Raw genomic sequence first — 26,011 nt, 5'->3', positions numbered from 1 at the left:
GGTCCTCGCGCTTTTCAAGCGGCCTCAGGCGCCATGCCGTCGCTTTCGCTTCGTCATGTTGGGATCATGGCCAGACTTCTGTCGCTGGCCATTACCGCACCGTAAGGTCACCGGGCGGGCCCCGCCTCGTCGCCGAGCAGGGACTCGTCATCCCTGAGCAAGCGACCTGCCAGCGCCAGCGTGGCGCCGAGATAGACCACCGCACTCCAGCCCGCCATCAGCATGCCGCCCAGGCGCTGATCGTCCAGGGCCTGCAGGCCGAAAGCGCCCAGGCAAAGCTCGGGAGGATAGATGAGCTGTGGCGCCATGATCAGCACCAGACCCAGCATGGTCATGTGGGCGAACGTCAGGAAAAAGCCGCACAGCGTCAGCACCAGCCCCTGCTGTGAGCGTCTGGCGAAACCCAGTAACCAGATGGCCAGGCCGACGGCAAGGAAGCTGGCCTGCTGCAGGACAAAAAGGGAAGTGTGCAGCGCGGCGGCTTCATGCAGCGCCGGTAGATGCCAACCCCACACCACCAGCAACTCGGCGATGAAGGCCAGGCTCAGCCAGGTTGCGCTGGCGTAACGGTCGAGGCAGAGGCCGGCACGCGCCAGGCCGATGGCCAGCAGCGGGGCGGCGAGCGCCACGACGCCCAGGTGCAGCATCATGTGCAGCGAGAACGCCGTGCGGCTCATGGCAGGCAACGGTCCCAGCCAGAGCACCGCCAGTACCAGCAGGCCCAGGTACAGGGGCCAGTTAAGTGATGTTTCGGCGCTTTCAGTCCGCATCGAGGTAGTCACCGATACTGCTTGCCAGGTGCTCGGGCGTGACGTTCTGCGCGAACAGTTCAACCAGGCGTCCATCAGGAGCCACCAGGTAGAGGCTGGTGGTGTGATCGAGCAGGTAGGTGCCGCTGCCCTCGCGCCGCGAAACATACACTCCGTAGGCGTCGGCGGCCTGCATGACCTGCCCGACGCTACCGCTCAGGCCGAGAATGCGCGGGTCGAAGAAACCCGTATAGCGCTGCAGAAGCTGCGGGCTGTCGCGTTCCGGGTCGAGGGTGATGAATAGGGGTTGCACGTGCTGGCTGCTTGGCCCGAGCTTGTCCAGCGTCTTGGCGACCGTGGCGAGGGTGGTCGGGCATACGTCCGGGCAGTGGGTGAAGCCAAAGGACAGCAGCAGCCAGCGTTCGGCAAAACTGTTCTGGTCAAGGAGTCGGCCCTGATGATCGACCAACTCGAATGCCCCGGCGACTTCCCCGACCAGTGCGGCCGGTGGTACGGCAGCCGGCCAGAACCTGTAGGCCAGCGGCAAGCCTGCCAGCAGCAGGCCGATGCAAATTGCCGTGCCCCATAATGATCGCCTCATCCTGCCCTCTCGCGCGCATCCCGATCTCTACAGACCCGCAATCGGCCATTGGGTGCCCGAAATATCTGTCGTTTGCATGATGGCCGAGCGTGCTCGGCTCGATGAGCTCGATGCTGGCGGATGAGGCAGGGTCGAATGCCTGGGATGGGCGGTATTGCTCGTACGCAGCGGCGGACGAGTCGGTGGGCGCCATGTCGGCGCACACCGTACTGAGGTGCAGCGATCAGGCGAAAACGAAGTACTTGCGCACGGTCTCGACCACTTCCCAGGTGCCCTTCATGCCGGGCTCGACCACAAAGATATCACCGGCCTTGAGGTGAATCGGCTCCATGCCGTCCGGGGTGATGATGCAGTAGCCTTCCTGGAAGTGGCAGTACTCCCACTTCACGTACTCCACGCGCCATTTGCCGGGCGTGCAGATCCAGGTCCCCATGATCTTGCTGCCATCGTCGGAGGTGTAGGCGTTGAGGTTGACGGTGTGCGGGTCACCTTCGATGCGCTCCCACTTGCAGGCATCGACGACGGGCATCGGCTGGGTATCGCGCAATACGGTGATCGGTTTGTTGGCCATGTGGCGCTCCGGTGTCGGTCAGAAAGGGCCTTCACCATAGAGCGGGGGCGCAGTGGTCGGTTGCCGGGGCGCGACACGGGGCTATTCATTCGCGCTGTGCGTGCGGGACCTTCAGGGCCGTAAAGAACAAGGCCGGCTTATCAGGCCGGCCTTGCGGGGCTGCGCTTGCCATCGAGTCATACGACGTTCTCGATCAGTGGTGGAAGTGGATCAGGCAGTGCGGTTCTGGATCAGGCGATCGGAGCCACCTTCGGCAACACGGTTCTGGATCAGACGGTCGAAACCACCTTCGGCGACGCGATTCTGGATCAGGCGATCGGAGCCACCTTCAGCGACGCGATTCTGGATCAGGCGATCGGAGCCACCTTCGGCAACACGGTTCTGGATCAGGCGGTCGGAGCCACCCTCGGCGACGCGATTCTGGATCAGGCGATCGGAACCACCTTCGGCGACGCGGTTCTGGATCAGGCGATCGGAACCACCTTCGGCGATGCGGTTCTCGATCAGGCGATCGGAACCACCTTCGGCAACGACGGGTTGGGCGGAAGAAGCGGCGAATACGTTGGCTGCCAGTACGGAGAAAGCGAAGCTGAGGATGAGTTGGCGTTTCATGGTGTCGTGCTCCAGCGGGGTTGTGATCGGGTCTGGAGCAGATGTTACGCACTGGATTTTTTCAGAGAACTTCATTGGCATGATGGTGAACATCGATGCCGCTGATGCTTGCTGAAACGCGCGAAATAGAGCGTTCAAAGCCTTCTGGAAGGGGAAGCAGGCCACGGCCGGATCGGCCGTGGCGCAGTCGTCACTGGACGAAGGTGGCACCGCGTGCGTTGACGAACAAGGAATAGATGCCATGGCTGCTGGCCATGAACAGGCGATTGCCTTTCTCGCCGCCAAAGCACAGGTTGGCGCAGCGCTCGGGCAGGCTGATATGGCCGATGGCCTTGCCCTGCGGGTTGAACACGCGCACGCCATCGAGTTTTTCCGGGTCGCTGTCAGCCGAGCCGTTGCTACCCCAGCCGCACCACAGGTTGCCGAACTCGTCGCACTTAATGCCATCCAGCGCGCCGGTGTCGGTGGCTTCGATGTGTTTGCGGCGTTGACCGAGGCTGCCGTCGTCGTTCACCTGATATGCCCATACCAGGCGATGCGGCTTGGCGCGACCCTCGACGATGTACAGGGTCTTCTCGTCCGGCGAGAAGCACAGGCCGTTGGGGCCGGCCAGATCGTCGATCACACGGGTGACCTGCTGCGTCTCGCCGTCGATGCGGTAGACGCCATGGGGCAGCTCCGGCTCGATCTTGTAGCCCTCGTAGAAGTTACCGGTCTGGAAGGGCGGGTCGGTGAACCAGACCGAGCCGTCGCGCTTGACCACCAGGTCGTTCGGCGAGTTGAAGCGTTTGCCCTCGAAGGTGTTGGCCAGCACGGTGATGCTGCCGTCGTGTTCGGTGCGGGTGATGCGTCGGCCAACATCCTGGGTGGTCGAGCCTTCGCAAGCGATCAGCCGGCCCTGGCGGTCGCGTACCAAGCCATTGGCATAGTTCGACGGCTGGCGATAGATGGCCAGCGACTGGCTGATTTCGTCCCAGCGCATGATGCGGTTGTTGGGAATGTCGCTAACCAGCAGGTAGCGACCGTCACCGAACCACACAGGGCCTTCGGCCCAGCGGATGCCATCGGCAAGTTTTTCCACGCTGGCGTTGAACAGGCGCAATTGCAGGAAGCTATCATCCAGCGCCTTCACCGCGCCGGACGGGTAACGCAGATCGAGGGGTTGCGTGGCGTTGGCCAGTTGCGGCAGCAGAGAGGCAGCGCCGGCGGCGGCAGCGGAGCAGACCAGCGATTGCTTGAGAAAATGGCGGCGTGAACCGACGGGGCGTTGTTCGTCATTCATCGGGAGGTTTCCTTGTTGTTCTTGTTGATCGCGGATGCGACTCAGGAAACTTATACGATGTATGACGACATTGAAAACACTGTCACCCAACTCGTTCAGGATATTCGCGAATTGGCTTTGGATCGGGCCATTCAGGGTTTCATGGAGGATCAAGTTGTGTGATGACTAGGCGGCGGTATCGTGAGATCACAACTGCGTAGCGAAAATCTCCACCGCCTTGACCACGCGCCGCGCGCCATCCTGGATTTCCTCGATGACCTGGCCAGCCTGGCCCGACAGTTCGAGGCCCAGCTCGGCCTGGCTCTTGCCGCGGTCGATGATCTCTACCGCACGCTCGGCCAATTGCTGGTTCTGACTGACCACCGAGGTGATTTCCACCGTTGCTGCGCTGGTTCGGGAGGCCAACTGCCGAACCTCATCGGCTACCACCGCGAAGCCGCGCCCCTGGTCACCGGCACGCGCCGCCTCGATGGCCGCGTTCAGCGCCAGCAGGTTGGTCTGGTCGGCGATGCTGCTGATGTTCTTGACGATGGAGCCGATCAGCTGAGATTGCTTGTCCAGCGCCTCGATGCCTTGCGCGGCTTCCTGCATGCGCGTAGCCAGTTCGGTCATGGCGTCGAGCATCTGCTGTACCACAGAGGCGCCGTTGCGCGCGCTTTCGTCGGTGCCCTTGGAGGTCTCGAACGCAATGCCTGCGGCCTGGGCCACGGCCTCCTCGCGCTGCACTTGGTCGGTGATCACCGTGGCGAACTTGACCACCTTGTACAGCTGGTCGTGGGCGTCGGTAATGGGGTTGTAGGACGCCTCCAGCCACACGTCGCGGCCGTGGCTATCGAGGCGGCGAAAGCGGTTGACGACGAATTCGCCACGGCGCAGTTGCTCCCAGAATCGCTGGTACTCGGGGGAGTTGTATTCGCTCGGGTCGCAGAACATGCGGTGATGCTTGCCCTGGATCTGCGCCAGGCTATAGCCCATGGAATCGAGAAAACGCTGATTGGCGGTCAGCACTTCACCGTTCAGATTGAATTCGATCACCGCAGTGGAGCGCTGCAAGGCCTTGATCAGGTTTTCATGCTCGCGCGAGGTCTCAATGGTGCGGGTCAGGTCGCTGGCATGGATGGAAAAGTAGCGAATACGCCCACCGCTATCACGCACCGGCTGCAGGATCGAGCGCAGCCAGGCTTCCTCGCCATTGCCGCGCAGCAGGCGGATCACCCCAGCAAGGTGCTCGCCACGCTCCAGCGCCTGGCGCACGCGGTGGTGGAAGTCGAGACCGCGCACATGCTCGGGAATCATTGCCAGCAGGGGCTGACCTTGCAGGCGCTGCGGCGTATAGCCCATCTCACCGAGAAAATTGTCGTTGGCGCGCTCTATACGACCCTGTGGGTCGAGGATCAACACCAGCATTTCCTCTTCCAGGCTGGCGCGCACCTGCTCCACGGAAGAGAGGTCCTCACGCAATGCCTGCAACTCCTGCTTCAGTCGTCCATTGAACATGTGGGCCATCTCGCTGAGTGTTGACGTCATTGTTTCGGCTGCAAACGTCAGGAGTTTAGCGGGGTCGTAGCCTGTGCAAAAAAGCGAGTAGCGCGGTGATATGTTCCCTATCGGCGCGCGGCTGCGCTTGGGATATGATGCGCGCCCCTCGGCTCCCCTGGCGGGTCATCATGTCCGGCAACGCTCTCTATACCGACCTGTCGGGCTATTACGACCTGATGTGCGCGGACATCGACTACGCCGCGCAGAGCCACTGCGTGCAGCGCCTGCAGCAGCTGTTCGGCAATGGCGGCAAACGCCACCTCGACCTGGCCTGCGGCACCGGCCCGCATGTGCGCCATTTCCTCGATGCCGGCTACGCCAGCAGCGGGCTGGACATCAACCAGCCGATGCTCGACCGCGCCGCCCAGCGCTGCCCCGAGGCGCGCTTTTCCCGGCAGGACATGTGCAGCTTCCAGGTCGACGAGCCGCTGGACCTGATCACCTGTTTTCTCTACTCCATCCATTACAGCGCCAGCATCGAACGGCTCAAGGCCTGCATCGCCAGCGTGCACGCCGCCCTGGCGCCGGGCGGGGTGTTCTGCTTCAACGCCGTGGACAAGCAGCGCATCGACAACGCTTCGTTCGTATCCCACAGCGCGTTGCATGCCGAAGGGCAATTTCGTTTCAGCTCCGGCTGGTTCTACCGCGGCGAGGGCGAACAGCAGGCGCTGCGCCTGCGCATCGAGCGCACCCTGGGTGAGCAGAGCGAGATCTGGCACGACGAGCACCCGATGGTGGCGGTGAGCTTCGCCGAATTGCAGGCCCTGCTGGCGCCGTATTTCGAGGTGCAGGTGCTGGAGCATGACTATCAGCGGCTGGTCCCGTGGGATGGCAACTCCGGCAATGCGCTATTCGCCTGCAGCAAGCGCTGAACGGCAAGTGGCAGGGCCGCGCGGCAGATGCCGGGGGTAACTATTCTCATTTGCTAAAACAGCATTCTTGCTTATCATTCCGCCACTTTTGCCTGGGGAGGTTGGAGTGATGCAAGAGCTGTCGCTGGCAGCCAATCCGTTGACTGAGCTGCTGGCCGTTCTGGCCAGGCAGTTTCAGGGGCTTTTCGACCTCAACGGGCGTATCGGACTGGTCTTCATCCTGCTGTCCTACAGCGTGGCCTACCTGCTTTACCGCCGGCGTCGCGTGAGCAACGGCATTGCATCGTTCTGGCAGTTCATCGGTGGGCGCCAGGTGCTGCTGCATCCTTCGGCGCTGCTCGACTACCGCTACTACTTCATCCGCGCTCTGCTGCGCGTGCTGCTGATCGTTCCGGTGATCGGCCTGGTTGATCCCTACGTGCTGCATTCGGCCGACTACATGGCTTTCTTCACCAACCTCTGGGGCGCGCGGCCGCAACTGGGTGAAAACCTCGGTCTGAGCCTGCTCTATGGCCTGGGCGTGTTCCTGATCAACGATTTCGCCAGCTACTGGACGCACCGCGCCTTCCACTCGCGCTGGTTGTGGGAGTTCCACAAGGTTCACCACGTCGCGCCTGTACTGGTGCCGCTTACTGCCAGCCGTGTGCATGTCGTGGAAAAACTTGCCGACAGCCTGCTGACGCTGGTGCTGCTGGGCGCCTACTCCGGGACGTTCTGGTACCTGTGCGGGGGCGAAATCAGTCGCTACACGCTGTTCGGCGTGACTTACCTGGTGTTCATCTTCAACTGCCTGGCGGCCAATCTGCGCCATACGCACATCTGGCTCTCCTTCGGGTCCAGGTTGGAGCACCTGCTCAACAGTCCGGCGCAGCATCAGATCCACCACAGCGATGCACCGCATCACTTCCACAAGAACTTCGGCACCAACCTGTCGATCTGGGACTGGATGTTCGGCACGCTCTACACCACCACGCACACCCCGGAGCCGCTCAGCTTCGGCACGGCCGAACGCGATGCGCATCGCTACCAGAGCCTGTACAGCCTGATCGTGCTGCCGTTCATCGACACTGCGCGCAAGGCGCTGCACAGCATCGAAGGGCGAAGCCTGCGCCGCAGGGCTTAACGCGGATGGCGCCGCGGCCATCCACGCGAACCCCTCGCGTCGTCACGCCGGCTGCGCGGCGCGTTCGGCCTGCACGGAGCGTTGCAGTTCGGCCACCAGCGCATCGACCTTGTTCAGCCCCTGCCTGACTGACTCGGCAAGCAATTCGCCGCCGACTTCCTGACCTTCGATGGCGATCTGGTGCACGCGGGTGAGGCCGATGAAACCGAGCGCGGTGATCAGATTCGGCTCCAGATGGTTCATGTGCGCCATCTCGCCACCGGCATCGAAGCCGACACCGCCGCGTGCCGTGAGGATCACCACATGGCGCGGCCGATCAGCCAGCTTGGGCACGTAGGGATCGAGCGGGTTGCTCTCGTCCACCTCCACGGTGCGGCCAGGGCGCACCACTTGGTCGATCCACGCCTTGAGTGCGGCGGGCATGCCGAAGTTGTACAGCGGCGTGCCGATCACCAGCACGTCGGCGGCAATCAGTTCATCCACCAGGCGATCGCTTTCGGCCAGGGTGTCGCGCATCCAGGCCTCGCGTTTCAGCTCGGGGGTAAAGGAGGAGGCGATCCAGTCATGGCTGATGATCGACGGCGGGTTCTGGCCGATGTCGCGGTAGGTGACGACGACCTGTGGGCGGCGCGCCTGCCACTGGCTGATGAAACGGTGGCTGAGGTTGCGGCTGTGCGAGCCGTGCTGGTCCTTGCCGGCCAGGCCGGGGCGGGCGCTGGCGTCGATATGCAGAATCTGGGTCATGGTGAGTCTCCTGCTTGAATTTCTATTCATCTGTGAAAAGCTGCAGGGACAGGCTAAGTTCGCCTGAATGAGACGACAAACGATCAATATTTTCTGAAATGGATGAGGAAAACTCAGCTATGAGCCGGCGCACACTACCGCCGCTTTCCGCCTTGCGCGCCTTCGAGGCGGCGGCTCGCCACGAGAGTGCCAAGCAGGCCGCGGAGGAACTTTCCGTCACCGCCACGGCGATCAGCCACCAGATCCGTGCGCTGGAGGAATCCCTCGGCCTTGCGCTGTTCGTCCGCAAGCCTCGTCAGCTGGAACTGACCATGGCCGGGCGCGAGCTGCAGCAGGTGCTGGAAAGTGCCTTCGACAGCATCGGCGCTGCGGTCGAGCGGCTCAGCGCCGCACCGCGCCGGCATGCCGTCACCCTCAGCACCACGCCTGCGGTGGCGGTGCGCTGGCTGCTGTCCTGGGTCTGCCTGCTGCGCGATTCCCACCCGGACATCGACCTGCGCATTCATGCCTCGCACGAGCCGGTGGCGCTCGATGGCGTCACCGCCGATATCGCCATTCGCTACGGCGATGGCCGCTGGCCCGGGCTTGTGGCGGAAAAACTCTTCGACAACACCTTCGTGCCCGCCTGCAGCCCGCTGCTGGAGCTGCACGATGCGGCCGACTTGCCCAGGCATTCGCTGATTCACTTTCGCAACCAGGCGGCGATTTCCTCGCCCATGGATTGGGCCTTCTGGCAGAAGCAGGCTCAGGTGGAGGGACTGGACGTCGGCGCCGGGCTGGTGTTTTCCGACGAGACCCACGCCGTCTCGGCCGCCGTCGGCGCCCAGGGCGTGGCGCTGATGAGCCGGCAGCTGATTGAAGACGAGTTGAAGGCAGGGCGATTGGTGCAGCCCTTCGGACCCGAGCTGAAAGGCAAGCCGTTCTTTCTGGTATACCCGGAAAGTCGGCGCAATGACCCGAGTATCCAGGCCGTGCGGGAATGGATCCTGACGGTGCCGGGTGGGATGTGTTCGGTGTGACGAAAGTTTAAGGGGCCACAGCCATGGCTCCTGCTAAGCATCCGTGCCAAGATTTGCCGGTACACAAGCGAGAGGTGAAGCCATGGATCTGCAGAAGATCGAGGATGAAGCCCTGCATCTTTCCAAGAAGGAGCGGGCACAGCTGATCCAGCGTCTGATCTTGAGTCTGGATACCCCTGCGGAAGACGAACTGCGTTCAGACTGGTTGCTTGAAGCACAGAGGCGTGCACAAGAGCTCGATAGCGGCTCGATTCAGGCAGTGCCGGGGGACGAGGTGATGAAGAAGGCCAGAGCCCTGATTCGATGAAGTATTTTTTCCACCCGGCAGCGGAAGCCGAGTTTCTGGAGTCAGTCGGTTATTACGAATCGAAGGTTCCTGGATTGGGTGGGGTATTGATCAACGAGTTTCAGGCCTTGGCTACATTGATTGATGAGTCGCCCAAGGCCTGGCGGGTTGAACTTGAGCCAGATATTCGCAGCGTTCCCCTTCAGCGTTTTCCGCTATCGATCATCTACCGGCCAAAACCTGACGGCTTCCAGATTCTGACCCTTGCTCATCACCGTCGGCGTCCGCAGTACTGGCTTGGCAGGCTTTGATTCGTCCTTTGGCTGACCGGTACGGCCCATCACATCGGCTTCGTTGATGCGCGTGGGGCGTTGGCCGTGGCAGAGCGGTGGCGAGTGCTTCTGATGATGCGCGGGAGCGGCAGCCAGGATGGATCATCTCGTCCAGCATTTGCTGCGGCGGTTACTCGCTATGGAGCTGGCCTGCGATAGTAGGCGTCCCATAGCTTGTTGCGGAATTTGTTGGTGGGATCGACGCGTTCCTTAAGGGCGAAGAATTCCTCGGCATGGGGATAGGCGGCGAGGAACTGCTCACGGCTGGCATGGATTTGATATGGCAGGTAGTAGCTGCCCTGGTGGGCGATGGCGAGGTCGATCAGTTGCCGGGTCCAGTCGGCGACGGCATCGCGCTCGCTGGGCGAGACGCCCTGGCGGTAATAGATCACCAGCGCGAAGGTGTCTTCGCGAGCCCAGGCCAGCAGCGTACCCGGGTCGCCCTTGGCATGGCGGATGGAGATATTGGCGACCTTGACCTCGTGCTCCTGGAACACCTCCTTCATTCCTGCTACGAACTGCTCCAACTGGGCTTGCGGGACGAAATACTCCTGCAGCACGTAGCTGTAGTCGGGGCCGGAAATGGGCTGCAGCTCGCGCACATCCAGGCTGGCTTCATGGTTGCGCCACTGCACCTGCGGTCGTTTGAGCAGTAGCGGGTCGACCAGACTTTCACGCACCTTGGCACCGCCGTTGCTGCTGGCTACTGTCAATGCGGCGCGCATGGCCTTGTAGTCGCGGTCCAGCGGCACCAGGCCTTCCGTCACGGTCAGCGGTGCGTCCGTACGCAGGTAGGACACGGCGCGAACGCTGTTGTAGTCGTCGGTGTAGAGAATGTCGTTGTGCATCACCATGTCCGGGTTGTCGATGACCTGGCTGGCGAAGAACTGCGCATAGTCACTGAGCGGCATGACTTGCGTCTGACGCATCAGCTTGCTGTTCTCCACCAGCGGCAGGGTGGCTTCGACGATGACGCCCAGCCCGCCGTAACCGCCAATGGCACCGTAGAAGAGCTCGCTGTTGTGCGTCGGGCTGGCGTCCACCACCTGGCCGTCGGCCAACACCAGACGCAACGAACGCACGCCGAGCACCAGCGGCCCCTGGCCGACGTAACGGCCGTGGGCATTGACGCTGAGCGCGCCGCCTACGGTGAAGTTGGCGTAGGATTGCATGATCTGCGGCGACAGACCGTGTGGGTCGATGTACTCCAGCACTTCGCGCCAGGTGATGCCGGCCTGCACACGAATCTCCCGGCGCTCTGCGGAAAACTCCTGCACCTGGTTGAAACGGCGCATGTCCAGTTGCAGGGCCTGCTCGGTAGCGATCTGCCCGCCCATGCTGTAGCGACCGCCACCAATGGCGATGGGCCCGGCATGCCCGCGCACCGCCTCGACGATCTGCTCCAATTCGGTAGGCGCCAGCACCTGCGCGACCTCGATAGGGTTCATGCCGCTGACGTCGTTGATGATTTCCCCGGCATGGGCGGCCTGGCACAGAAGCAGGATAAGGAGGGGGAGGATGCGCATCGGACGTCCTTGTTCGCGGCAGTGAGGCGGATGATGTTGCTGCTGGGGCTGTTGCTCGCGCGGCTACGCAGGTGCCGCCAGGCGAGCGCTGCCGTGCATTGTTCCTCAACTGCGCCTGCGAGTGTCAATTGAAATGTCGGCGGCACCTGGCGGTTGGCATCCGCCGCGCCGGTCAGCCAGGGCTGGGCAAATTCAAGCCGGCAGCGCCGGGCGTACGCGAAGCGTCATGCCGGCATGCACCGCCAGGGTGGTGATCACCAGCGCGCCACCGTAGAGCGTCGCATTAGCCGGCGTCTCCTGCAGGAAGTACCAGACCCACAGCGTACCCAGCACGCTTTCCAGCAGGTAGAACAGCGCGACTTCGGCAGAGGGCAGATAACGGGTCGCGTTGTTGATCAGCAAGGTCGCCAGCGGCATCTGCACCAGGCCCATGATGGCCAGCGCCCAATAGCTCGAAGCGCCCAGGGCGAATGGCTGCGCGTTGGGCCAGGCGATCAGTGCCGCCGCCAGCCCGCCGAGGGCGATCAGCGGCATGCGTTCCAGCTTAGGGTGGCGGCGCAGCAGCGTCAGGTTGGCGCCCACGGCCGCCGAGGACAGCAGCGCATAGCCGTTGCCGGCCAGGTCGATCGCGTTAAACGCGCCGGCGAATACCAGCATGATGCCCAATGCCGCCACGCCGATCGCCAGCCAGGTGCGCAGGGCCACCTGCTCGCCGAGAAAGAAGCGGGTGAACAGCGCCGCGAACAACGGCGCCGTGCACAGGATGACCACCACATTGGCGACCTGTGTATGGATCACCGCCAGCACGAAGAAGATCGAGATCAACGCCAGCAGCAGGGCCGAGCAGGCGCTGAGGAGCGGTTGCGCACGGACGCTGGCACGGCTTCTGGCTGACAGCGAGAACACGCCGAGCGCCAGGAACATCAGCAGACCGCGCCAGAACACAATGCTCCAGCCATCGGCCTGCGCCAGGCGCATCAGCAGACCATCGAAGCTGAGTAGGGTGATGCCGCTGGTAACGAGCAACAAACCGCGCGCTGAATCTTTCATCCGTGGTGTCCTCGACGTGCCACTGGTAGGCATTCTGTTGCTGCTGGAGGGAGGCTGCCTCGAAATAGTGCACAGCCAGACGCTGTGTCGATGGTGGACGTGGTTTTTGCTGCAGACCTGCCCAGAAGCGCCGCGAGTGCTGCGGTTCGCGACCTTATCGTCGTGGGGAAGAGCGCGGCTGTTTTCATCTAGCGTTGGCGCTGGCGTGCGGGTTTCTTGCTACGTGAGGCTGCAACTACTGAACAGCCGAGGCGGGCCCAGTGGCTCGCGGTTGGAGAAGGGCGGTAGAGCAGGACACCGCACAGGAGCCCTGCACGCCTTTATTCTCGGGGCAAAGCGGCTGCGTTGCAGACCGCTCGCAACGTGCACGACAGCTCTTCATCACGTAGTGCGGGCCTGCTGCTGGCTTCCGTTCATCCGAGGTGAGGCATTCAAGATTTCAGCAGGCGTGAAGCAAGTAATAAATACTTCTATGTATCAAATGAAAAACATTATCATGCGCGCCCGTTAATAAATCACCTTTGTCTGGATGCGTGCTGAGATGTTCTCCCTTTCGCGACTAACCTCCATTTCGCTGGGCTTTTCCGTTCTACTGACAACCGGCTTTGCTTGCGCCGCCACGGCAAACCTGCCTGAGATCGTGGTCTATGGCGAGGCTGACGAGGAAGCCGATAACCCCCGCGTCAAGGAGGTCAGCACCGCCACCCGCACTGCCACGCCGGTGCGTTACGTGCCGCAGGCCATCGATACACTGAAAACGAGCAACGTGCTGAACTATGGCACCAATGATCTGGGCAAGGCGCTCAGCGGCCTGCCCAACGTCAGCAGCGGGGCGGATACCCGTTTCGACAGCCTGCGCATCCGTGGCTTCGATGCCAGCAACGACTTTTACCTGGATGGCGTGCGTGACGACAGCCAGTACGTGCGCGACCTGCACAACATCGAGCGCATCGAAGTGCTCAAGGGGCCGGCAGCCGTGCTCTATGGGCGTGGCAGCCAGGGCGGTATCGTCAACCGCATCAGCAAGGCGCCCGAAGCTGGTCGTCGCTCCACGCTCGAGGCACAGGGCGGCAGCGAAGACCTGCGCAGCCTGTATGCCGACCTCAGCGCCGACCCCTCCGACACCATCAGTCTGCGCCTGAACATGGGCAATGAAGACAGCAACAGCTTCCGTGACGGCGTCTCCAGCCATCGTCAACTGTTCGCGCCGTCCATGAGCTGGCAGCTGACGCCTGAGCTGAACTGGCTGGTGCAGTATGAATACAGCCGCTTCGACCGCACCCCGGATCGCGGTATTCCCGGCGTTGGTGGACGCCCGGCGGACGTCAAGCGCGACACCACCTATGGCGATGACCGCGATTTCATCGACGACACCACGCAAACACTGCGCTCCAGGCTCACCTACGAATTAAATGACAACTGGCAACTGCGTCATACCGCCAGCCTCTTCAAACTCGACAGCGACTTCGACAACACCTACCTGACTGGCTTCAACGCTGCTACCCAGCGCGTGACCCGGCAACGTTGGCAGCAGGATCTGCGTACCCGCAACCTGTTCAACAACCTGGAGGCCGAAGGCACCGTCGACACCTTCGGCTTAGAGCATCGTCTGCTGACCGGTGTGGAAATCGGTAGCCAGCGTCGTGACCCGAAGCTTTACAGCGCGCTCGCCGTCAATCAGGGCGGCCAGGCCGTACCCGCGCTCGACCTGTACAACCCGGATCGCAGCCAGAGTCACCCGGGCGCCATGACCCTTTCCAGCAACAACCACACCGAAGTCGAAAGCCGTGGCATCTACGTGCAGGATCAACTGCGCCTGAATGACCAATGGCAACTGCTGGCCGGCTTGCGTTACGACGAGTTCGAGGTGGCCACCACCAACAAGCTGCGCAACCTCAAGGAAGATCGCAACAGCTACGGCCTCAGCCCCCGCGCCGGTATCGTCTGGACGCCGCTGCAGCATCACTCCTTCTACGCCTCCTGGAGCAAGACCTTCTCCCCGGTCGGCGGTGGACTGATCGGTATCACCCCGGGCGCCTCGGGCAATGGCAACGAACTCGAGCCCGAACAGACCCGGCAGAAGGAAGTCGGCGTCAAGAGCGACTGGCTGGACGAGCGCCTGAGCACCACCCTGGCCGTATACGAGCTGGAACTCTACAACCGCCGTACCAGCGACCCGAACGACCCGACCCTGACCATTCTCACCGGCCTGCAGCGCTCGCGCGGTATCGAGCTGACCGCAACTGGCCGACTGGTCGGCAACTGGTACCTGCGCGGCGGCATCGGTTTGCAGGACGCCAGCATCGTCAAGGACAACAACGGCCTGGAAGGCAACCGCGTCAGCAACGTTGCCAAGCGCAATGGCAGCCTGTTCATCACCTGGAAGCCTGAGCTGGGCTGGTACGCCGAAACCGGCGTGACCTTGGTGGGCGAGCGCTTTGCCGACAACCAGAACACCACCGTACTGCCTGGCTATGGTACCTGGGACGCCCTGGCCGGCTACCGTCACAAGGACTGGGATGTGCGCGCGGCGCTGAACAACATCACCGACCGTACCTACTACAGCTCTGCCACCAGCGCCGGGCAGATCCAGCTGGGCGAACCGCGTAACCTGGTGGTTAGTGCCAGCTACTCGTTCTGATCGGGCGAGAGCCCCCTGTCGTAGTGCTTTATCAGCGTTGGCGGACCGTCGCAGGGGGCGCTCGGCGTTTCGTTAAACCCCCACGGCCAGCGTGGGACATCGCCTCAATGCAGCGCGCGTGAAGGCAGGCGCTCGTCGACCAACTGCTGAGCCTGCAGGGCGAGCGCATCAAGGTGCTGGTCGCGCTGCTTTTCCGCCTGTTGCATGGCGCGCTGGCCGTGCTGCTTGAGCAGGTAGGCGTGAATCTGCCGGACCTCCGTGGAGGCGAACACGGGCGCCAGGTCGGCGACGGCGAACATGCCGCTGGAGCGATAGTCGCGGCTGTTCATCACCACCTGCGCACCCTGTGCGGCCAGCACCTGCAAACCCAGGGCCTCGAACAGCGGCACCTTGTCTGCCGTGCATGCCAGCTCCAGGTGCGGGCGTCGCTCCAGCAAGCGTTGCAGCAGCGCCCGACCGATGCCCTGAGCGCGATGCTCGCTGTGCACCGCCAGATAGGCGAGGGTGCAGGCGGCAGCATCGTCGGGGCTGGGCAGGTACAGGGCAAACCCGAGTACACGGGCTGGGTCTTCATCATCGAGCGCCAGTAGCAACTGCACGGGGCCTTCGGCGTCGCCGTTCATGCTCTGCAGGTGCAGATGCAGCTCATAGCCGATCACGTACTGGTAGAGCTGATACAGCGGGTTGCTCGGCAGCAGCGGTACCGCGCTGACGTCGGCGAAGTAGTCCACCACCATCTGCTGCACCTGACTCTTCAGTGACTCGGGCGGAGGGCTGCTGAGGTGGGAAAGGGTGAACATCAGGAGGCTCCGCAGGGCAAGGGCGTGGCCGGGGATTGTAACCCGCCGGCTGCGTCCATGACGTTTCGTAGGCGATGGCGCCACGAACCGATCCCGACCTTGATCCGGGACGGCCAGCAGATCGGCGCTACGGTGTGCCTCTATCCGCTCGGCTGCAATTCGCCTCCGTCCGGTCATCCACCCGCGTGCTGTTGCGGCCGCCGCGCTTGGACTGATACAGCGCGGTGTCGCCTTGCTCGATCAACGCCGCCAGGCTGGCCGGTGGTCGATCGAACAGCGTGGCGCCGATGCTCAGGGTGACGGCCTCGGGAGTGTCGAATGCTTGCGCTGCCATCGGGTTGAAGCGTTGGCGCAGCGCATCGCTCAAGGCCACGACACGCTCGTTCGACGCATCGCCCAGCAGGATGACGAACTCGTCACCGCCCAGGCGAGCCGTCAGCGCGCGTTCCGGCAGCAGCGCGCGGAGCATCTCGCCGAGGGCGATCAGCAGGCGGTCCCCCGCAAGGTGGCCGTGGAGATCGTTGACCTGCTTGAAGTTGTCGATGTCGATCAGCAGCAGCGCGCCAGGGCGGGTGGGCGAAGTTTCCTTCAGCAGGTTGCCGGCTCTCGCCTCCAGCGCGCGGCGGTTGTACAGCGCGGTCAGCGGGTCGCGAGCGGCCAGGCGCTCGATGCGCTTCTCGCGGCGCCAACGTACGGTGCCGGTCATCGACAGGGCAATCAGCATCAGCGCCATGGCGCCTTCCACCAACGAAATCTGGATGATCAGGCCACGAAAGGCGTTGAGGTCGATCAGCGCGCCGGGAATCACCGCGGTCATTGCCTTGGCCGCATAGAACAGGCCGTGCATCAGCAACACATAGCGCAACTGCACGGCGCCCACGCTCAATGACCTGCCGTGAGGACGCAGCAGGGCGCTGGCATTGAGGGTGACCAGGGCGACCAGCATCGAGTTGGTGAACAGCATGACCCTGGACCACAGCGGCCCCTCCGGCAGGAGCAACATCGCCAGCCAGGCGACGAAGATCAGGTACCAGGCCCGCGAAAACCGCGCTTCGGTGAAGCGGGCCACACCTAGTAAAAACAGCCAGTGAGCCGTGATCAGCAGGCCATTGGCGAACCAGATGCCAATCAGGATCAGGCCGCTGCCGCGCAACAGGGCAAGGGTCGAGCCGATGGCGATGGTCGCGAAGCCCGCACTCCAGAACAGCAGGGGCGACTCCCGCACGTTGCGCCACTCAACCGCCAGGTACAGCGCAGCGGCCACGGCGAGAGCGATGGTGAGAGTCAGCATGGTCGGGGCGTCGAACGCCATGTTCTGCAGGGCCTGTATAGATCGATGGGGAGGGAGCGGTGGGCATTCCGCCTGCGGTCTGTTTGGCGGCAGATTTTAAGGGTTAGGGCGGATTTTCACAGGGCTGGCGGTCGGGTGTCTGCAGTGGCCATTGGACGCTTTGCTCGTTCCCACGCTCTGCGTCGTGAACGCCATCGCAGCGTCCTGGCCTATAGCGTCTCGGGTAACATGGCGGGGCATCGAACACAGATCCGGAAGAGCCCTATGCCATCGCCGAAACGAAAATACTCAGGCATCGAGCGCGAGCTGATCCGCGAGCTGACCCTGGCCTGTGAAACGACGAAAAGCGAAGTCGTCGGCTTCCAATGGCTGACCCATGATGTGGACTACGAGCAGTTTCCGCAGAGCCTTGTCGTAACCTGGGTGTTCGACACCGAGGCGAACAAGGCGCGGGCACTCGCCAATGCCGACAAGGCGAGAATGCTGGCGCTGACCCTGGCGGCTTTCGACGAGGTGGGTATCAGCGTATCCCGCATCGCCGACCACGTAGCGTTTTCGGTCGAACGACCGGCAAGGGGCAAGCGTGGCCAAGGACATTGAGAACCCCTGCGTGTCGCTGTGCCAGCTCAACGGCGAGCTGTGCGTCAGCTGTGGACGCACGCGCGAGGAAATCCGCAAATGGCGGGGCATGAAACGCCCCGAGAAGATGGCCACCGTGCAGAAGGCCGCAGCAAGGATGAAGGCGATTGCCAAGAAGAAAGGTAAAGGTCAGTAGGGTGGATGACGCTTTTTTTCATCCACCATCGGGTAGCTCACTCACCATAACCACCCTCGACCTGCTCCGGCACACCACACCAATCTGCTGGGTAAATACCTTCCGCCACTGCCCGATGGAAGCTCGAATAGGGCCAATCCGCCAACCGTGCCACATGGCCGTGTTTAAGCGGGTTGTAGTGGATGTAATCGAAGTGGCGCTGGTAATCGCGTTCGTCACGGATCAGATGTTCCCAGTAGCGCCTTTGCCAAATACCACGCTCACGCCTGTTCTGTTGGTTGGCGCTTAGCATTTCGAGGGCGGGTAGGCGTTTGCTGAAAGCGAACTTGATGACCTTCCAGCGCAGGGCAAAATCTGCGTCGCTAGGCGGGAGTGTCCACAGGCAATGCATGTGCTCGGGCAGCACCACCCAGGCATCGATATGGAAGGGGTGACGGGTTTTGGTGGCGCGCACAGTCTCGCGCAGCAAGTCGATTTCGCGGATCAGCAGATCGCTGGTGCGATCGCGCAGGTTGACGGTGAAGAAGTAGGTGGCGCCAGCAACGCGGGCGCGCCGGTAATTGGGCATTGCGGCTCGTCCTTGAGCGGTGGCTGTATCTAAACCATGGTGGACAAGCTTCGCGTTGTCCACCCTACACCCGGTCTGTCGGCGAACCGTAGGGTGGATGACGCTTTTTTCATCCACCATCAGCGGTTGTCCAGGCTACTCGCTGCTGATCAGCCTCGCTCAACTTCCTGCAGAAAACTCTCCAGAATCTTGCGGCTCTGCGCCAGTTCGGCCGCTTTCTGATCGGCCACGCGGATCTGTTCGTGCAGAACGTCGCGCAGCTCATCGCATGGCTCGAAGGCGAGGCCTTCGCCTCTCACGCACGGCAAGAACTTCAAGATAGTCGCCAGGGTCATGCCTGCTGCACCCAGCAACCTGATGCGTTCGACCGTGCGCAACTCTGCCAGGTCGTAATCTCGGTAGCCGCTGGCTGTGCGCTTGGGCTTCAGCAAACCGTCGGTTTCGTAGTAACGGAGCATTCTCACACTCACGCCAGAACGCCTGGATAGCTCACCTATTTTCATCGCTTCCTTCGCCTTGACTCTGACAGTGCTGTCAGGGTCGATGATAGGTGCTCGATCAATCGAGCACCACAGGAGCCGTACTCATGGCGATTCACTCGAACCCCTATCCGTCCTACATCAATGGGCAACCTATCAGCGCCTCACCGCTGAACCCGCTGGCTTTCGCCGGTTTTGCTCACTTCACCGCGATGCAGGTCAGGCACTCCAGAATCAAGGGGCTGGATCTTCACCTGCAGCGCCTACGCGATGCCTCTCTAAAGCTCTTCAACCGTGCGCCTGCTGAAGCGTTGCTGCGGTCGTACATTCGCACCGCGGTTGAAGACGGCGCGAGCGACCAGTCACTGACCGTCACCGTCTTTTCACCTCACGGCGAGTTCACGGCCGCCAGCATGGAGGTTGAACCGGCCGTATTCGTGCGCACAGCCGCGCCGTCCGATGGGCCGCAAGGCCCGTTGCGCTTGAGTGTCATCGAGCATGAGAGGCCGCTGGCGGCAATCAAGCATGTCGGTGAAATCGGCAAGACCTATTACCTGCACCAGGCCATACGCGAGGGTTTCGATGATGCGGCCTTCGTCAATCAACGTGGGCACCTGAGTGAGGCCACGATCTGGAACCTGGCGTTCTGGGATGGTGAGACGGTGATCTGGCCTAAGGCCGAGATGCTCAAAGGCACCATGATGGGCATGGTTCAGCGGCAACTTGCCCGCCTCGGCGTGCCCCAGCGTTGTGAAGTCATCACGCTCGAGCGTGTGAAACAGCTCGCTGGTGCAGCCGTGATGAACTCATGGACACCGGGGGTTCCGGTCACCGCCATTGCTGCCCATGAACTCGATGAGGCAAGGCCGTTTATCGAGTTGCTGCACAAGGCCCATAAGGTCGAACCGGCCGACTTGCCCTGAGATTGGCGCAAGGCGGACAGTGGAGGGTAATCCGACCGGGCGCAGGGTGGATGATGCTCTTTTGATAGCTCGCACGCTCTAGCGTAGCAGCCGGCCTGCAGAGCTTTGCGTCGTCCACAGGTTGCTGGCTGGCAGCCGCCTGCAGCTTCGACGATCAATCATCGAGCCGCTTCGCCGAAGAGATAATCCACCGCTACCAGTCGATCCAGTGAGTTGCCGTAATGAAAGGTGAGGGGTCGCCCGGCAGCCATGATCCGCTTCAGGCAGCTCGCCTCGAACTTGCCAAGGTCGTTGGTGGTAAGGCCGCCCCTGTGTTCGACCAAACCTAGCTCACCGAAAAAGAACACGAGTTCATCGGCCAGGTTGGCACGGGCATTGGCGCCGGTGATCAGCTTGTAGCGGTAGTGGCCTTCGGCAACGGCCTGATCAAGGTCGCTGTTGCCGATACTCACCGACGAAGGCAGACGGAAGCTCTGTGTCGCCAGAAACTGGTTGAGCATGTCGACGCTGCTGCTCTCGCCGGGGGCGTTCAACTGATAGTGGATTTGCGGCAGCGGCTTCTCCAGTCCCAGGGTGACCTGGCAGTGCACCGGGCTGGACTGATACAGGCGGACACCTGGCGCCTCGCGCTCCTGGTACATCAGTCGTGGCGTATCGAAGTACTCGATGCGGCTGGTGAATTGCGGGCGCATCGTGTTGGCCTTTGCCTGCAGCATCCGGCTCGTGTCGGCAAATGGATCGCCCTTTACCACTTCGGGCTCCTGCTGCTTGATGCGCAAACGCACCTGTTGCGACTCGGCACGTGCCTTGAGCAGATCGTCGAAGTAGGTGGTCAGGCTTGCCTGCTGTTGCTGGCTCAGCGCGTCTTCGGGGAAGGAGACGGCTACCGCCTTGCCATTGTCGCGTGTGTCGAGCGTCGCCTGGCTGCTGTCGATACCGGCGTTTTGCAGGCCATCGAGGATCGCTTGCTGGTATTGCGAGTCGAGCCCCCAGCCGCTGGAAACAGGTTGTTCGAAGTGCAGAACCAGGCGTTCTTCCTTGCAGGCGCCAAGTAATGCCAGGGTGCCAAGCAGCATGATGCGGCGAGCGTTCACGAGACCTCTCCTTTGGTCTGAAATGGCCGCGCATGATAGCGCCTGGTTCATGAGTGGGAAGGGAAGTGGGCCACGACTGTGGGGATTTCTGTGTGGCAAGGGGGAGATCATCCACGGGTGTGGTTATCGCGATAGCTCCCACGCTCCAGTGTGATAGCCAGCTCGTGGCGCTCTGCGTTGCCTACAGGTGCGGGTCGGCAACACGCGAAGCGTGGGAACGATCCATCGTCCGTATTCACAGTACGGCCTGCGCGATTGCCCCGGCAAGGGCTTGCTCGACTTGCAGTACGCTCGGCATGAGCTTCTGGCTATCACGGAACTGAACCGTGAAGGCATTCGCAACGTGGTGCTGGGATACCTAGCGGGAGATTGAGCCGTTTCGAATCCCGAGTATGATCTGGCAACCTGCCACTAGGCAGGAAACCTCTACTTTCAGGGATGTGTGGACGATATGAATATCAAAGACTTCATGGACATGATGAAGGACGAGTTGCACAAAGTGCTCAATGACGGTGATCAGGATGATGAGCAGGAAGACGAATTCCCCCCTTTCCATCGTTCCCTGAATAGGGCTGGGTTCGCGCGGTTATCGCCTGAGGCGCAGGCGGTCATCGGCCAGAAGCTTGCCGTTGTTGATCCCGATTATGATGGCTGGGATGGAGAAATCGGTGAGGTCTGCCAAATCAAGCGTTTGCAGCGTGACACCAAGCTGAGCTGTTCACTTGAGCTCTATCGGAAAATGTCAGTCATCGATCCGGATTCGGTACCAGGCCTGAAGTTTCGCGGCAAGCTCGTCGTTGATGCGGCAAAAGTGGCGGAGCAGGACAATGAGCAGTTGGCTCAACTTTTAGCCCCGCATCTACCGGCCTATTTGCTAAAGCGTAATGGTGAAGAAATCTCTGCCTTCGAGATCACCAGTCCCGAAAACCTTGAAGTACTGGCAAACAACGTCATGTACGAGACGTACCTCGAATTCGACGAGCGTGACACGGACGGCGATGCAGAGGTCGATTTCATCAACCACTTGGTTTATGACGAGGATGTCCATCTCAATGTCCAATTCCCTTCGTTAGGTGGTCACATCCTTTTCTCCTCCGGGCAGATTTTCATCGGTGCAATCGATGAAAGTGGGCTCAAGCGTATGGAGGAAGTGTTGCAGCCACTGGGTACATTCGATTACCGCGCCGACGAGGACAATGATGATCAGGACGACGATTAAGCCCACTATAGAGAATGAACGGGCCGCTAGGCTGTACTAGCGGCCTGCCGCGCACCTCGCGCGAGAGAGCCATCATCGCGGTATGAACTCCATCGCCGCCCTTGCCCGCCTGATCGAAAGCTTTGTCGCTTATCGCCTGCGGGTTGCGGGGCGGCAGATGCTTTTAAGTTGAATGCTACGGTGTGAACTCGCCGCTTATGTGGTGATTCTCATACCGGTTCCGCTCTTACAGCGGCTCACTTTTGGCAGACGCCCGGATGGCCGGCCCCGCCAAAAGTAAGCAAAAGGTCTTGCCCCTGGCATCCGGCCCGACTTCGTCGGGTTGATTCGCTTCGCTCACCCTCCGGGCCAGCCTGCGGCTGTTACTGCGCTTCGCTATGTTTCCTCGCTCCATCATTGCTCCAGGGGCACGCCGCGAAGGGCCATCCCTGGCCCATCGCGGCTCTCGCGGCATCCATGCCGCTCAACTCCTTACACAACGATTCCACTCGGCCTCCTGAAAGGGGCGTTTGGCGTTGCCAGTGAGATCGGTGCTTCAAAAACACTAAAGAGCCAGAGCAACATGGCAACGCCGCGTTGCTCTGGCTCTTTAAGCTCTGCTCTTGCTTGTTGCTCTACCTTCCACAAAACATTCAGGCGACTCGGTCTCCGAATCCCGTCAGGAGGCTGAGCGGAGGTGCTGTGGAGAGGGGCGTTTGGCATGGATGCCAAACGAGGAACGATGGGCCAGGGATGGCCCACCGTGACGACCCTCGGAACAGCGCCGGAGCGAGGGGAGTTGAGCGCAGCGAAACCCGGATGTCGGGCGCGCTTTCTCTTTGGTTACTTTCTCTTTCGCGCGAGCAAAGAGAAAGTGACTCGCCGTAAGGGCGAAAAGGGGGCATGGGTGGCGCCGGTAAGTCGTGGTCTGTCCCCGATTGTTTTGAATCCAAGTTTCTTGCTTAATTCTTAATCTGTTCCTCTGAATCGAGATTTGAGGTGAGACTCGCCATCTTTTGAAACGCGCATGTAGATAAGCTTGCCAACCTTTCGAGTTTGAAAGGTTAGTTTTTTACTTGCTAGGCGTTGAATGTTCGTGGATGGGTTGGCGATTTTGATTCCGTGTTCTTTTAGGCAGTTGTTGATTTCTGATGTTTTGAAATCGTTTGTCGCGGATTTCGCTTGCACATAAAAAGCGCAAATTAATGCTTTTTCTTGGTCGTTTATATCTTCTTTGAACTTGTACATCCATTCGCCGAAGTTGTCCGGAACTGAAAGCTCACTTTTGGGGTGGATTGTTTCTGGCGTGGCCAAGGGCAATTCGCTTGCTGGCTGTGGGGTTGTGGTCTTGTTGCTTGTGCTGTTTTGGTCAAAAATTTTGAGGAGCGAGTGGATTCGTTCTATTTGTCGCTCTATGAATTCTTCTGATCCTTCTATTTCAATATTTTGACTATTTAGAGTGATTTTGAATTTTGCTGTCATCATGGAATCCCCTTATTTTAATAGTTTTGATTTATATAAAAGTTCTTCAATGGTAGCTCTGAAGTCGGGTGCTATTTCTTTTATGTCACCTCTTTTGGCATTGTAATAAATCTTATGGGCAGAGAAATTTCCTAGCTTCCTAAAGGTGTCCAGGCAGTCTTTTGTGTTTCTAGATAAGGCAAGGCTTTTGTTGCTTATGGCTAGTTTTATTATGGTTGCTAAATTATGATAATCGCCGTTTGATTCTTTGATTTGATCTTCTATTTTTAGCGCCTCATAGGAATGTATGAGTAGTATTTCCAGAAGCCTTCGCATTAGAACGGCGCATCCGTCATATATGTTGTTTTCAAAGGATGCATTAATTTGCTTGGATAATGACTCTATGTAGCCGCGAGTGTCGGCGTACAAGGCTTGAGGGATAATTGAGTCTATAGTTTCGATGTTCTCATTGGTGTTTTTTAGCTCTGGGAGTTCTTTTAAAAAATCTAATGTGGCTTTGGGGTGTAGCTTGTAGGAATCTTTGTCTTTAGCTTTGATTAGCTTTTTTGATTCTAAGATTTTCTTTTTAAGTCTTGAGGTGTTAGGGGAAGGTAGGCCTAGCATTTCAAACCAAGTGCATATCTCTCTAATTGAGAAGCTTTCTAAGTTGGATATCTGGTGATGAAAGAAAGCTAGATTTTCTACTTTTTCAATCTCTGTTAGGTCGAGTAGTTTTGAGATTAAAGCAAATTTTTCAATATTCATATTTTGCCCAATAAAAAGCCCCGCAGTAGGCGGGGCTTTTTAGTTTCTCTCGCTACCCCGAACATCCGTACTCAGGCAAAGCGCTTTCTAATCTGTCCTAATGGTCTAGACCCAGGTATCAATCCCAGCTCAACGCCCCACCAGTCTGATACTCGATCACTCGCGTCTCGAAGAAGTTCTTCTCCTTCTTCAGGTCCATGATCTCGCTCATCCACGGGAAGGGGTTGGTGGTACCCGGGTACTCTTCCTTCAGGCCGATCTGGGTCAGGCGGCGGTTGGCGATGAATTTGAGGTAGTCCTCCATCATCGCGGCGTTCATGCCCAGTACGCCGCGCGGCATGGTGTCACGCGCGTATTCGATCTCAAGTTGGGTGCCCTGCAGGATCATCTGGGTCGCTTCGTCCTTCATCTGGGCATCCCACAGGTGTGGGTTCTCGATCTTGATCTGGTTGATCACGTCGATGCCGAAGTTCAGGTGCATGGACTCGTCACGCAGGATGTACTGGAACTGCTCGGCGGTGCCGGTCATCTTGTTGCGGCGGCCCATGGAGAGAATCTGGGTGAAGCCGCAGTAGAAGAAGATGCCTTCCAGTACGCAGTAGTAGGCGATCAGATTGCGCAGGAACTGGCGGTCGGTTTCCGGGGTGCCGGTCTGGAACTTGGGATCGGAGATCGAGCGGGTGTACTTCAGGCCCCAGGAGGCCTTCTTCGCGACGCTCGGGATCTCGTGGTACATGTTGAAGATCTCGCCTTCATCCATGCCCAGCGATTCGATGCAGTACTGGTAGGCGTGGGTGTGGATCGCTTCCTCGAAGGCCTGGCGCAGGATGTACTGACGGCACTCGGGGTTGGTGATCAGGCGGTACACGGCCAGGACCAGGTTGTTGGCAACCAGGCTGTCGGCAGTGGAGAAGAAGCCGAGGTTGCGCATGACGATGCGGCGCTCGTCTTCGGAGAGACCGTCGGTGGATTTCCACAGCGCGATGTCGGCGTTCATGTTCACTTCCTGCGGCATCCAGTGGTTGGCGCAACCATCCAGATACTTCTGCCAGGCCCAGTCGTACTTGAAGGGTACGAGCTGGTTGAGGTCGGCGCGGGCGTTGATCATCTGCTTGTCGCCGACCTGCACACGCGCGGAGGCGCCTTCGAGGTCGTCCAGGCCTTCCTGGATGTCGAGGTCGTTCAGGGCTTTCTTGGCGCGGGCGACGGCGTCGGAGTCGTTGGCGTCAACGGCGCGGGCCTGCTCGACCGAGCCGGCAGCTTCGCTGTCGAGCTTGTCGAAGTTGGTGCCGGCGCTTTGTGCGGTGGCTTTGCTTGCGGCGGCTGCTTCTGCGCCGTCTTCCTTGTCGAATTCATCCCAGCTCAGCATGGCTTGGCTCCTGCGTGAGGGCCGGTTAACGAACCGGCCTGTATGGATATACAGATAATTTGAATTATGTTCCGTTGCGTGATGCGCGCAAGGGTAAACGGGTACCACTGGTCAGCAGGCGGTGGATTGCTGGCTGACCCTTTGCCCCTCGTCCCGGAGGAGGACGGGCGGGAATTAGATGGGGGAGGGAAGCATCGCGGATAAATCCGCTCCTACAAAGAGCTTTGCCCTCTCCCTAACCCTCTCCCGCAAGCGGGAGAGGGATTTACTGCTGAATCGCTTTAGAGCTTCACAGACCTTCGAGCGTGTAGCTGAGCGAGTGTGCGCTAGGCGCCTGGTAG

General features: G+C 60.5%; 28 protein-coding genes. 11 read left to right on the top strand and 17 right to left on the bottom strand.

All coding sequences use genetic code 11. From position 1 onward, the window contains the following. Positions 1–107: 107 nt before the first annotated feature. The 5 genes from B3P22_RS09700 to B3P22_RS09680 all read right to left on the bottom strand — a co-directional run bounded on the left by B3P22_RS09700 (position 108) and on the right by B3P22_RS09680 (position 3,815). Positions 108–770: a cytochrome c oxidase assembly protein gene (locus B3P22_RS09700; protein WP_296270818.1), complete on the bottom strand. Its 663-nt coding sequence runs from the start codon at positions 768–770 to the stop codon at positions 108–110. Next, positions 760–1,350, bottom strand: a complete 591-nt coding sequence (locus tag B3P22_RS09695; protein ID WP_296270817.1) for an SCO family protein — start codon at positions 1,348–1,350, stop codon at positions 760–762. Before B3P22_RS09695 ends, B3P22_RS09700 begins: the two co-directional genes overlap by 11 nt. 223 nt (positions 1,351–1,573) lie before the next feature. After that, a complete protein-coding gene (locus B3P22_RS09690; RefSeq protein ID WP_013716543.1) occupies positions 1,574–1,921 on the bottom strand; it encodes a cupin domain-containing protein in 348 nt (115 codons plus the stop codon). A 210-nt stretch (positions 1,922–2,131) separates the two neighbouring features. Continuing rightward, positions 2,132–2,533 (bottom strand): hypothetical protein, encoded by a 402-nt coding sequence (locus B3P22_RS09685; protein WP_296270816.1) that lies wholly within the window; start codon positions 2,531–2,533, stop codon positions 2,132–2,134. Between the two features lie 190 nt (positions 2,534–2,723). Next, complete coding sequence (locus tag B3P22_RS09680; protein WP_296270815.1) at positions 2,724–3,815, bottom strand: SMP-30/gluconolactonase/LRE family protein; 1,092 nt, start codon at positions 3,813–3,815, stop codon at positions 2,724–2,726. A 15-nt stretch (positions 3,816–3,830) separates the two neighbouring features. Between B3P22_RS09680 and B3P22_RS09675 the strand changes: the two genes are divergently transcribed. Continuing rightward, a complete protein-coding gene (locus tag B3P22_RS09675) occupies positions 3,831–3,977 on the top strand; it encodes a hypothetical protein (RefSeq protein ID WP_296270814.1) in 147 nt (48 codons plus the stop codon). Positions 3,978–4,001: 24 nt separating this feature from the next. Here the strand turns inward: B3P22_RS09675 and B3P22_RS09670 are convergent, their stop codons facing one another. Then, a complete protein-coding gene (locus B3P22_RS09670) occupies positions 4,002–5,312 on the bottom strand; it encodes a methyl-accepting chemotaxis protein (RefSeq protein WP_296270813.1) in 1,311 nt (436 codons plus the stop codon). A gap of 170 nt (positions 5,313–5,482) precedes the next feature. Between B3P22_RS09670 and B3P22_RS09665 the strand changes: the two genes are divergently transcribed. Both B3P22_RS09665 and B3P22_RS09660 read left to right on the top strand, forming a co-directional pair. After that, positions 5,483–6,226, top strand: coding sequence for a class I SAM-dependent DNA methyltransferase (locus B3P22_RS09665; RefSeq protein ID WP_296270812.1), 744 nt, complete (start codon positions 5,483–5,485; stop codon positions 6,224–6,226). A gap of 109 nt (positions 6,227–6,335) precedes the next feature. Next, on the top strand, positions 6,336–7,349 hold the full coding sequence (locus B3P22_RS09660) for a sterol desaturase family protein (RefSeq protein ID WP_296270811.1): 1,014 nt from the start codon (positions 6,336–6,338) through the stop codon (positions 7,347–7,349). Between the two features lie 42 nt (positions 7,350–7,391). Here the strand turns inward: B3P22_RS09660 and B3P22_RS09655 are convergent, their stop codons facing one another. Next, the gene (locus tag B3P22_RS09655) at positions 7,392–8,093 is read right to left on the bottom strand and encodes an FMN-dependent NADH-azoreductase (protein WP_296270810.1); all 702 of its coding nucleotides are present in this window, start codon (positions 8,091–8,093) and stop codon (positions 7,392–7,394) included. Positions 8,094–8,212: 119 nt separating this feature from the next. On the opposite strand from B3P22_RS09655, the gene gcvA reads away from it, so the two are divergent. The 3 genes from gcvA (at position 8,213) to B3P22_RS09640 (ending at position 9,709) form a co-directional block, all read left to right on the top strand. Beyond that, positions 8,213–9,112 (top strand): transcriptional regulator GcvA, encoded by a 900-nt coding sequence (gcvA, locus tag B3P22_RS09650; RefSeq protein ID WP_296270809.1) that lies wholly within the window; start codon positions 8,213–8,215, stop codon positions 9,110–9,112. 82 nt (positions 9,113–9,194) lie between these two features. Next, the gene (locus B3P22_RS09645; protein WP_296270808.1) at positions 9,195–9,419 is read left to right on the top strand and encodes an addiction module protein; all 225 of its coding nucleotides are present in this window, start codon (positions 9,195–9,197) and stop codon (positions 9,417–9,419) included. After that, complete coding sequence (locus tag B3P22_RS09640; RefSeq protein ID WP_296270807.1) at positions 9,416–9,709, top strand: hypothetical protein; 294 nt, start codon at positions 9,416–9,418, stop codon at positions 9,707–9,709. The genes B3P22_RS09645 and B3P22_RS09640 overlap by 4 nt, the downstream gene beginning before the upstream one ends. A 158-nt stretch (positions 9,710–9,867) precedes the next feature. Here B3P22_RS09640 and B3P22_RS09635 read toward each other — a convergent pair whose 3' ends face one another. Together B3P22_RS09635 and B3P22_RS09630 are read right to left on the bottom strand one after the other, a co-directional pair. Beyond that, positions 9,868–11,256, bottom strand: coding sequence for an FAD-binding oxidoreductase (locus tag B3P22_RS09635; protein ID WP_296270806.1), 1,389 nt, complete (start codon positions 11,254–11,256; stop codon positions 9,868–9,870). 192 nt (positions 11,257–11,448) lie between these two features. After that, positions 11,449–12,306 (bottom strand): DMT family transporter, encoded by an 858-nt coding sequence (locus tag B3P22_RS09630; protein ID WP_296270805.1) that lies wholly within the window; start codon positions 12,304–12,306, stop codon positions 11,449–11,451. 541 nt (positions 12,307–12,847) lie between these two features. Between B3P22_RS09630 and B3P22_RS09625 the strand changes: the two genes are divergently transcribed. Further along, the gene (locus tag B3P22_RS09625; protein ID WP_296270804.1) at positions 12,848–14,947 is read left to right on the top strand and encodes a TonB-dependent receptor; all 2,100 of its coding nucleotides are present in this window, start codon (positions 12,848–12,850) and stop codon (positions 14,945–14,947) included. Positions 14,948–15,051: 104 nt separating this feature from the next. Here B3P22_RS09625 and B3P22_RS09620 read toward each other — a convergent pair whose 3' ends face one another. Next, positions 15,052–15,747 (bottom strand): GNAT family N-acetyltransferase, encoded by a 696-nt coding sequence (locus B3P22_RS09620; RefSeq protein ID WP_296270803.1) that lies wholly within the window; start codon positions 15,745–15,747, stop codon positions 15,052–15,054. A 127-nt stretch (positions 15,748–15,874) separates the two neighbouring features. After that, positions 15,875–17,059, bottom strand: coding sequence for a GGDEF domain-containing protein (locus tag B3P22_RS09615; protein WP_296270802.1), 1,185 nt, complete (start codon positions 17,057–17,059; stop codon positions 15,875–15,877). A 243-nt stretch (positions 17,060–17,302) separates the two neighbouring features. On the opposite strand from B3P22_RS09615, the gene B3P22_RS09610 reads away from it, so the two are divergent. Next, positions 17,303–17,638 carry a hypothetical protein gene (locus tag B3P22_RS09610; RefSeq protein ID WP_296270801.1) on the top strand — a complete coding sequence of 112 codons (336 nt, stop codon included), beginning with the start codon at positions 17,303–17,305 and terminating at the stop codon, positions 17,636–17,638. Next, a complete protein-coding gene (locus B3P22_RS09605) occupies positions 17,622–17,813 on the top strand; it encodes a DUF1289 domain-containing protein (protein ID WP_296270800.1) in 192 nt (63 codons plus the stop codon). Before B3P22_RS09610 ends, B3P22_RS09605 begins: the two co-directional genes overlap by 17 nt. Positions 17,814–17,850: 37 nt before the next feature. Here B3P22_RS09605 and B3P22_RS09600 read toward each other — a convergent pair whose 3' ends face one another. Together B3P22_RS09600 and B3P22_RS09595 are read right to left on the bottom strand one after the other, a co-directional pair. Beyond that, entirely contained in the window at positions 17,851–18,381 is a 531-nt protein-coding gene (locus B3P22_RS09600; protein ID WP_296270886.1) for an REP-associated tyrosine transposase, read from the bottom strand. A 149-nt stretch (positions 18,382–18,530) separates the two neighbouring features. Next, positions 18,531–18,884, bottom strand: a complete 354-nt coding sequence (locus B3P22_RS09595; RefSeq protein ID WP_296270799.1) for a MerR family transcriptional regulator — start codon at positions 18,882–18,884, stop codon at positions 18,531–18,533. Between the two features lie 83 nt (positions 18,885–18,967). Between B3P22_RS09595 and B3P22_RS09590 the strand changes: the two genes are divergently transcribed. Further along, entirely contained in the window at positions 18,968–19,783 is an 816-nt protein-coding gene (locus tag B3P22_RS09590; RefSeq protein ID WP_296270798.1) for an aminotransferase class IV family protein, read from the top strand. A 158-nt stretch (positions 19,784–19,941) separates the two neighbouring features. On the opposite strand, the gene B3P22_RS09585 is transcribed toward B3P22_RS09590, so the two are convergent. Further along, positions 19,942–20,877, bottom strand: coding sequence for a hypothetical protein (locus B3P22_RS09585; RefSeq protein ID WP_296270797.1), 936 nt, complete (start codon positions 20,875–20,877; stop codon positions 19,942–19,944). Positions 20,878–21,328: 451 nt separating this feature from the next. Here B3P22_RS09585 and B3P22_RS09580 point away from each other — a divergent pair, with 451 nt between their 5' ends. Beyond that, positions 21,329–22,096, top strand: a complete 768-nt coding sequence (locus tag B3P22_RS09580; RefSeq protein ID WP_296270796.1) for a hypothetical protein — start codon at positions 21,329–21,331, stop codon at positions 22,094–22,096. 948 nt (positions 22,097–23,044) lie between these two features. Here the strand turns inward: B3P22_RS09580 and B3P22_RS09575 are convergent. The 3 genes from B3P22_RS09575 to B3P22_RS09565 form a co-directional block, all read right to left on the bottom strand. Beyond that, positions 23,045–23,560 carry a hypothetical protein gene (locus B3P22_RS09575; protein WP_296270795.1) on the bottom strand — a complete coding sequence of 172 codons (516 nt, stop codon included), beginning with the start codon at positions 23,558–23,560 and terminating at the stop codon, positions 23,045–23,047. 9 nt (positions 23,561–23,569) lie between these two features. Beyond that, on the bottom strand, positions 23,570–24,301 hold the full coding sequence (locus B3P22_RS09570) for a DUF4145 domain-containing protein (RefSeq protein WP_296270794.1): 732 nt from the start codon (positions 24,299–24,301) through the stop codon (positions 23,570–23,572). Between the two features lie 118 nt (positions 24,302–24,419). After that, positions 24,420–25,670, bottom strand: a complete 1,251-nt coding sequence (locus B3P22_RS09565) for a ribonucleotide-diphosphate reductase subunit beta (protein WP_106739528.1) — start codon at positions 25,668–25,670, stop codon at positions 24,420–24,422. Positions 25,671–26,011: the final 341 nt, after the last annotated feature.

It is taken from the genome of Pseudomonas sp. UBA6323 (genome assembly GCF_002439135.1).
GTDB lineage: Bacteria > Pseudomonadota > Gammaproteobacteria > Pseudomonadales > Pseudomonadaceae > Aquipseudomonas.
Note: the sequence above shows the minus strand (reverse complement) of the source record. Positions and strands in the feature narration are given on the sequence as shown.

What these genes read in the sequence shown, in the direction of transcription:
- B3P22_RS09700 (WP_296270818.1), bottom strand. Translation starts at nt 770, where the DNA reads ATGCGGACTGAAAGCGCCGAAACATCACTTAACTGGCCCCTGTACCTG.
- B3P22_RS09695 (WP_296270817.1), bottom strand. Translation starts at nt 1,350, where the DNA reads ATGAGGCGATCATTATGGGGCACGGCAATTTGCATCGGCCTGCTGCTG.
- B3P22_RS09690 (WP_013716543.1), bottom strand. Translation starts at nt 1,921, where the DNA reads ATGGCCAACAAACCGATCACCGTATTGCGCGATACCCAGCCGATGCCC.
- B3P22_RS09685 (WP_296270816.1), bottom strand. Translation starts at nt 2,533, where the DNA reads ATGAAACGCCAACTCATCCTCAGCTTCGCTTTCTCCGTACTGGCAGCC.
- B3P22_RS09680 (WP_296270815.1), bottom strand. Translation starts at nt 3,815, where the DNA reads ATGAATGACGAACAACGCCCCGTCGGTTCACGCCGCCATTTTCTCAAG.
- B3P22_RS09670 (WP_296270813.1), bottom strand. Translation starts at nt 5,312, where the DNA reads ATGTTCAATGGACGACTGAAGCAGGAGTTGCAGGCATTGCGTGAGGAC.
- B3P22_RS09665 (WP_296270812.1), top strand. Translation starts at nt 5,483, where the DNA reads ATGTCCGGCAACGCTCTCTATACCGACCTGTCGGGCTATTACGACCTG.
- B3P22_RS09660 (WP_296270811.1), top strand. Translation starts at nt 6,336, where the DNA reads ATGCAAGAGCTGTCGCTGGCAGCCAATCCGTTGACTGAGCTGCTGGCC.
- B3P22_RS09655 (WP_296270810.1), bottom strand. Translation starts at nt 8,093, where the DNA reads ATGACCCAGATTCTGCATATCGACGCCAGCGCCCGCCCCGGCCTGGCC.
- gcvA (WP_296270809.1), top strand. Translation starts at nt 8,213, where the DNA reads ATGAGCCGGCGCACACTACCGCCGCTTTCCGCCTTGCGCGCCTTCGAG.
- B3P22_RS09645 (WP_296270808.1), top strand. Translation starts at nt 9,195, where the DNA reads ATGGATCTGCAGAAGATCGAGGATGAAGCCCTGCATCTTTCCAAGAAG.
- B3P22_RS09640 (WP_296270807.1), top strand. Translation starts at nt 9,416, where the DNA reads ATGAAGTATTTTTTCCACCCGGCAGCGGAAGCCGAGTTTCTGGAGTCA.
- B3P22_RS09635 (WP_296270806.1), bottom strand. Translation starts at nt 11,256, where the DNA reads ATGCGCATCCTCCCCCTCCTTATCCTGCTTCTGTGCCAGGCCGCCCAT.
- B3P22_RS09630 (WP_296270805.1), bottom strand. Translation starts at nt 12,306, where the DNA reads ATGAAAGATTCAGCGCGCGGTTTGTTGCTCGTTACCAGCGGCATCACC.
- B3P22_RS09625 (WP_296270804.1), top strand. Translation starts at nt 12,848, where the DNA reads ATGTTCTCCCTTTCGCGACTAACCTCCATTTCGCTGGGCTTTTCCGTT.
- B3P22_RS09620 (WP_296270803.1), bottom strand. Translation starts at nt 15,747, where the DNA reads ATGTTCACCCTTTCCCACCTCAGCAGCCCTCCGCCCGAGTCACTGAAG.
- B3P22_RS09615 (WP_296270802.1), bottom strand. Translation starts at nt 17,059, where the DNA reads ATGGCGTTCGACGCCCCGACCATGCTGACTCTCACCATCGCTCTCGCC.
- B3P22_RS09610 (WP_296270801.1), top strand. Translation starts at nt 17,303, where the DNA reads ATGCCATCGCCGAAACGAAAATACTCAGGCATCGAGCGCGAGCTGATC.
- B3P22_RS09600 (WP_296270886.1), bottom strand. Translation starts at nt 18,381, where the DNA reads ATGCCCAATTACCGGCGCGCCCGCGTTGCTGGCGCCACCTACTTCTTC.
- B3P22_RS09595 (WP_296270799.1), bottom strand. Translation starts at nt 18,884, where the DNA reads ATGAAAATAGGTGAGCTATCCAGGCGTTCTGGCGTGAGTGTGAGAATG.
- B3P22_RS09590 (WP_296270798.1), top strand. Translation starts at nt 18,968, where the DNA reads ATGGCGATTCACTCGAACCCCTATCCGTCCTACATCAATGGGCAACCT.
- B3P22_RS09580 (WP_296270796.1), top strand. Translation starts at nt 21,329, where the DNA reads ATGAATATCAAAGACTTCATGGACATGATGAAGGACGAGTTGCACAAA.
- B3P22_RS09575 (WP_296270795.1), bottom strand. Translation starts at nt 23,560, where the DNA reads ATGATGACAGCAAAATTCAAAATCACTCTAAATAGTCAAAATATTGAA.
- B3P22_RS09570 (WP_296270794.1), bottom strand. Translation starts at nt 24,301, where the DNA reads ATGAATATTGAAAAATTTGCTTTAATCTCAAAACTACTCGACCTAACA.
- B3P22_RS09565 (WP_106739528.1), bottom strand. Translation starts at nt 25,670, where the DNA reads ATGCTGAGCTGGGATGAATTCGACAAGGAAGACGGCGCAGAAGCAGCC.